Source organism: Hymenobacter sp. (genome assembly GCF_035709525.1).
Classification (GTDB): Bacteria; Bacteroidota; Bacteroidia; order Cytophagales; family Hymenobacteraceae; genus Hymenobacter.
In genome coordinates, this window is the sequence record NZ_DASTEP010000122.1 from 1 (window position 1) to 5,215 (window position 5,215).

The window sequence follows — 5,215 nt, forward strand, 5'->3', positions numbered from 1 at the left end:
CGAAAAGGAGAGGGGGAGCCTGACGAACGCCTACGTCCGCTCACGGTCGGCTCCCCCTCTCCTTTTCGGAGAGGGGGCCGGGGGGTGAGGCGCCCACGCCAGGGCAGTATAAATAAGAGACTACTCCATCAGCCAATAACTAGTTGTTATGCAAGACATTGAAAAGGAGTTTGGGCCAACCAGTTGGTCCATCAATAATAAAACCAGTATTTACATCATCACCTTGCTATTGACGGTGATGGGCATTTTTGCCTACATCAAGCTGGGCAAGGAGAAGTTTCCCGACATCGTGATTCCGCGCATCATCGTGGCCACGGTGTACCCCGGTACGTCGCCGTCGGACATTGAGAACCTGGTGACGCGCCAGATTGAAAAGGAAATCAAGGGCGTGAACGGGGTCAAGAAAATCAACTCGACCTCGAACCAGGACTACTGCATCGTGGACGTGGAGTTTAACTCCGGCATCGACGTGCAGGTGGCCAAGCAGCTCATCAAGGATGCCGTGGACAAGGCGCGCACCGAGCTGCCCAACGACCTGCCCAGCGACCCCACCGTGAAGGAAATCAACATCTCGGAGCAGCCGATTATGTACGTCAACCTGAGCGGCAACTTGCCCGCCTCGCAGCTCAAAAAGCTGGCCGACGACTTCCAAGACAAGATTGAGGCCTTCCCCGAAATCACCCGCGTCGACATTGTGGGGGCCTTGGAGCAGCAGGTAAACGTGGACGTGGATTTGTACAAGCTGCAAGCCTCGCAGCTCAGCTTTTCGGATATCGAGCGGGCCATCAGCAGCGAAAACGTAACCGTTTCGGGCGGCACCATCGACGTGGGCGAGCAGAAACGCGCCGTGCGCGTGGCCGGCCAGTACGTGAATGCGGCCGACATTGCTAACATCCAGCTCAAAAACCTGCGCGGCGCGCCGGTGCGCCTCGGCGACATCGCGACCGTGCAAGACGGCTTCAAGGACCGCGAAAGCTACGCCAGCCTCGATGGCAAGCCCACCGTGACCCTGAACGTGGTGAAGCGCCAGGGCGAAAACCTGCTCGACGCCTCCGACAAGATTCACAACCTGGTGAAGGAATCGGAAGCCAGCCTGCCCAAAGGCACCAAAATCACGATTACCGGCGACTCGTCCAACGAAACCCGCAACACGCTCAACGACCTCATCAACACCATCATCATCGGCTTCTTGCTGGTGACCCTGATTCTGATGTTCTTCATGGGCACCACCAACGCCCTGTTCGTGGGCTTGTCGGTGCCGCTGTCGATGTTCCTGGCTTTCGTGATGCTGCCCACGCTGGGCTTCTCGCTGAACATGATTGTGCTCTTCGCCTTCCTCTTGGCGCTGGGTATCGTGGTCGATGACGCCATCGTGGTTATCGAAAACACGCACCGCCTGCTGCACGAGCACCCCAACCTGAGCACGGCCCAGGCCGCCAAGTACGCGGCGGGCGAGGTATTTATCCCAGTGTTGGCGGGTACGCTCACGACGGTAGCACCGTTCGTGCCGCTCATGTTCTGGCCCGGCATTGTGGGCTCGTTTATGTTCTACCTGCCGGTTACGCTCATTCTCACGCTGGGCGCGTCGCTTATCGTGGCCTTCATCATGAACCCGGTATTTGCGGTGAGCTTCATGGAGCGTGAGGAGCACCTTGACCGCGTGGAGAAGCCTAAGATGACGCGCGGCTTCCTCATTGGTATGGGCGTGCTACTGGCGCTGGCGCTGGGTGGCTACGCCGCCGGCTCTAAATTCTTCGGCAACCTGATGCTAGTTATTATCGCGCTGTGCCTGCTCGATAAGTACGTGTTTGTGTATATGATAGCTGGCTTCCAGCGCAGCGTGCTGCCACGCTTCCAGAACGGCTACGCCCGCCTGGTGGAGATAGTAGTGGGCGGTAGCATCTGGCGGCAAGTGGGCATCATGGGCAGCTTGGTGGTGCTGTTCATCGGCAGCATCATGGCGCTGGGCGCTCGCAGCCCCAAGGTAGACTTCTTCCCCAAAGGCGACCCCAAGTTCATTTACACCTACCTGCGGATGCCCGTCGGCACTAAAGTAGAAGTGACGGACTCGGTAACTAAAATCCTCGAAAAGCGCGTGTACGGTATCATCGGCGACAAAAACCCGGACGTAGAATCGGTGATTACCAACGTGGCCATCGGGGCCGGCGACCCCACCGAGGCCACGGCCTCGGGCGTGTCGCAGTCGCACCTGGGTAAGGTGGCCGTGGCCTTCAAGGAGCTGAGCGAGCAAACTGGCCCGGCCACGCACACCTACATGGATAAAATCCGGGAGGCCGTGAAGGGCATTCCGGGGGCCGAAGTAGCGGTAGACCAAGAAGCCAGCGGCCCGCCGCAGGCCAAGCCCATCGCCATCGAGGTAGCCGGCGACGACTACCCCAAGCTGGCCGCGCTTTCCAAGAAAGTGCAGCGCTACGTCGATTCGCTGCACATTCCCGGCGTGGAGGCGTTGCGCTCCGATTTGCAGGACCGCAACCCCGAAATCGGGGTGAACATCAACCGCGTGCGGGCCAACCGCGAGGGCATCAGCACCGGCCAGATTGGGCTGGAAGTCCGCACCGCCATCTACGGCTACGAGGCCAGCAAATTCAAAACCCCCGACGATGAGTACCCCATTCAGGTGCGCTACGCCAAGCCCTACCGCGACAACGTAGACGCCATCCTGAATGCGCCGCTCACCTTCCGCGACGCCACGGGCGCGGTGCGCCAGGTGCCCATTTCGTCGGTAGCCGACGTCAACTACGGCACCACCTACGGCGGCATCAAGCGCAAGGACACGCACCGCCTCATCACCATCTCGTCGAACATCCTCAACGGCTACGGCCAGAACGACGTGATTGCGCAGGTTACGAAGGCCCTCAAAGCCTACCCCACGCCCGCCGGCTACACCCTGCGCATGGGCGGCGCGCAGGAAGACCAGAAGGAAACCAGCGACTTCCTCGGCGTGGCTGCGGCCGGCGCCATCGCGCTCATCTTCCTGGTGCTCGTCACGCAGTTCAACTCGGTGAGCAAGCCGCTCATCATCCTCACGGAGGTTATTTTCTCCATCATCGGCGTGTTCCTCGGCCTGGCCATCACGGGCATGAACGTGAGCATCGTGATGACGGGCGTGGGCGTAATCGCGCTGGCCGGTATCGTGGTGAAAAACGGCATTTTGCTGGTCGAATTCACCGACATGCTGCGCGCCCAGGGCATGAACCTGCACGACGCCCTCGTGCTAGCCGGCCGCACCCGCCTCAACCCCGTGATTCTCACGGCTACGGCGGCCATTCTGGGCCTCATTCCGCTGGCCGTGGGTTTGAACATCGACTTCTACGAGCTCTTCAATTCGGGCCACCCGCACTTCTACCTGGGCGGCGAGTCGGTGGTGTTCTGGGGCCCGCTCGCTTGGACAATAATTTTTGGGTTGTCGTTTGCAACCCTTGTGACCCTTTTGGTAGTCCCGGTCATGTATCTTCTCAATGAGAAGCTACGCGCCAAAATCACGGGCCGCGATTACAACAGCCTCCCCCCCACGGTTTCAGCCGACCGCGAGGAAATTGAGGCCGCGACGCCACCCGTGTTGGCTTAATTATTGCAGATTGCTGGCTGCCTGATTATCAGCCGTTGTTGAGGAAACGGCGGACTATCGGCAGCCAGCAATCGGCATTAGTAAAAAGACATTCTCACCTCTCTTCTCTGCAAAATTTTCCACGCTATGTACGCTACCACTACCGCCGCTACCACCCCCAAAAACATCGAGCAGCAGGTGCTGCGCATCATCAGCAAGCGCAAAGCCATCAAAACCACGCGCCTGCGCCGCACCGCCAGCCTCAGCCGCGACCTGCGCTTCGACACCGTCGACCTGGTCGACATCATCCTAGAGCTGGAGCGGAGCTTTCACATCTACGTGCCCGACGAGGTGCCCTTCAACACCGTCGGCGACTTCGTGCGCTACGTGCGCGCCCACGCCTAAATCACTGATTGGCGCGGATTTTTAAACGGGATTTCACGGATTTTGTAGGCGATTGCTAACGCGATTTTATAAAAAGAAAAGGCTGCCTGATTGGGCAGCCTTTTCTTTTTAAGTTCTATCGAGAAGTAACATTGGTCGTCCACAAAATCCGTGAAATCCCGTTTAAAAATCCGCGCCAATCAGTGATTCTAGCGAACGTTGCCTCCCGCGTCGTTGTGCTGGCCCACGTTGCCATCGCGCGAGCCGTCGCTCACATTGGCAATGTCGTCTACGCCGGCCGACTTGGCCGATTCGTTCGTGGGCTCGGGCAGCGGGCCATCCGGGCCCACATCGCTGATGGGCTTGGTTATCGAAGAGGTAGGTGAGGTAGACGAGCTAGGCGAGCCCAGGCCCGCATCGGTAGCCGACTGGCCGGTGCCGGCTGGCGCGGTGGGGTAGGGGCTGGTGCCGGTGTTTTTGGCCGATTGGTTGGTCGATTCCATGCTGAGGCGGTTGCTGGTAAATTGGTCGGGGTTGGCTACGGTAGCGGCTTTGGCCTGCTCCCAGGCATGGAATTTATCTAGCTCGTGCTTGATTGAGGTTGAAAACCAAGCTATTAACGCCATGTCATCAAGCAAGCCGATGACCGGAAAAAAGTCTGGAATTAGGTCAATCGGTGAGATGAAGTAGATAAGTACAGCCACCGCGCCTACCACCGTAGAGGTGGGCAGCTCGGTGTACTCGCCCGAAATGCTGAGCTTGATGAGGCGGAACAGACTTTGCAGCGTTTCCCAGGCCTCGTGAGCTAGGGTGCCGAGCTCTTTCTTCTCGCTGGCCTTGGCGTAGGCGTCGGTCAGCAGTTTCTTGAGGCGTGTGGGCTGCTTGAGGTAGCCCTCTGCCGAAGCCAGAAACTTCTTGAAAAACTTGGAGCCGGCGACATCGTCGCCAGAAGGAGCAGATTTGTAGGTTGCCATGCGGAAAAAAGGCAGGTGAAAGGCGTGGAAAGCGGCAAGCTCGCCGCCAGGGCCTATTACTCTATTCACTGCCGCAATGTTTTTGGCGAGTTGTAAAACGGAGTGGCACTCCGTTTCCGTGTCTGGGCACCCGCTGCCCGCTAAACGGAGTGGCATTCCATTTTACACCAAAAAAGCGGCCCGCAGTTGGGTAACTGCGGGCCGTTTCACTAGTAGCGCGAACTTTGTAGGTCGCGTTCGTCTGGTACGTCTAGGTGCTCGCTCACGAACGCGAACTACAAAGTTCGCG

General features: G+C 58.7%; 3 protein-coding genes. 2 read left to right on the forward strand and 1 reads right to left on the reverse strand.

Annotated features, from left to right (window positions below):
• The first annotated feature begins 148 nt into the window (after positions 1-148).
• Together VFO93_RS10500 and VFO93_RS10505 are read left to right on the forward strand one after the other, a co-directional pair.
• On the forward strand, positions 149-3,589 hold the full coding sequence (locus tag VFO93_RS10500; RefSeq protein WP_325134325.1) for an efflux RND transporter permease subunit: 3,441 nt from the start codon (positions 149-151) through the stop codon (positions 3,587-3,589).
• A gap of 126 nt (positions 3,590-3,715) precedes the next feature.
• A complete protein-coding gene (locus VFO93_RS10505) occupies positions 3,716-3,973 on the forward strand; it encodes an acyl carrier protein (protein WP_325134326.1) in 258 nt (85 codons plus the stop codon).
• A gap of 188 nt (positions 3,974-4,161) precedes the next feature.
• Here VFO93_RS10505 and VFO93_RS10510 read toward each other — a convergent pair whose 3' ends face one another.
• Positions 4,162-4,926 (reverse strand): YkvA family protein, encoded by a 765-nt coding sequence (locus tag VFO93_RS10510; RefSeq protein WP_325134327.1) that lies wholly within the window; start codon positions 4,924-4,926, stop codon positions 4,162-4,164.
• Positions 4,927-5,215 lie beyond the last annotated feature (289 nt).

What these genes read in the sequence shown, in the direction of transcription:
- VFO93_RS10500 (WP_325134325.1), top strand. Translation starts at nt 149, where the DNA reads ATGCAAGACATTGAAAAGGAGTTTGGGCCAACCAGTTGGTCCATCAAT.
- VFO93_RS10505 (WP_325134326.1), top strand. Translation starts at nt 3,716, where the DNA reads ATGTACGCTACCACTACCGCCGCTACCACCCCCAAAAACATCGAGCAG.
- VFO93_RS10510 (WP_325134327.1), bottom strand. Translation starts at nt 4,926, where the DNA reads ATGGCAACCTACAAATCTGCTCCTTCTGGCGACGATGTCGCCGGCTCC.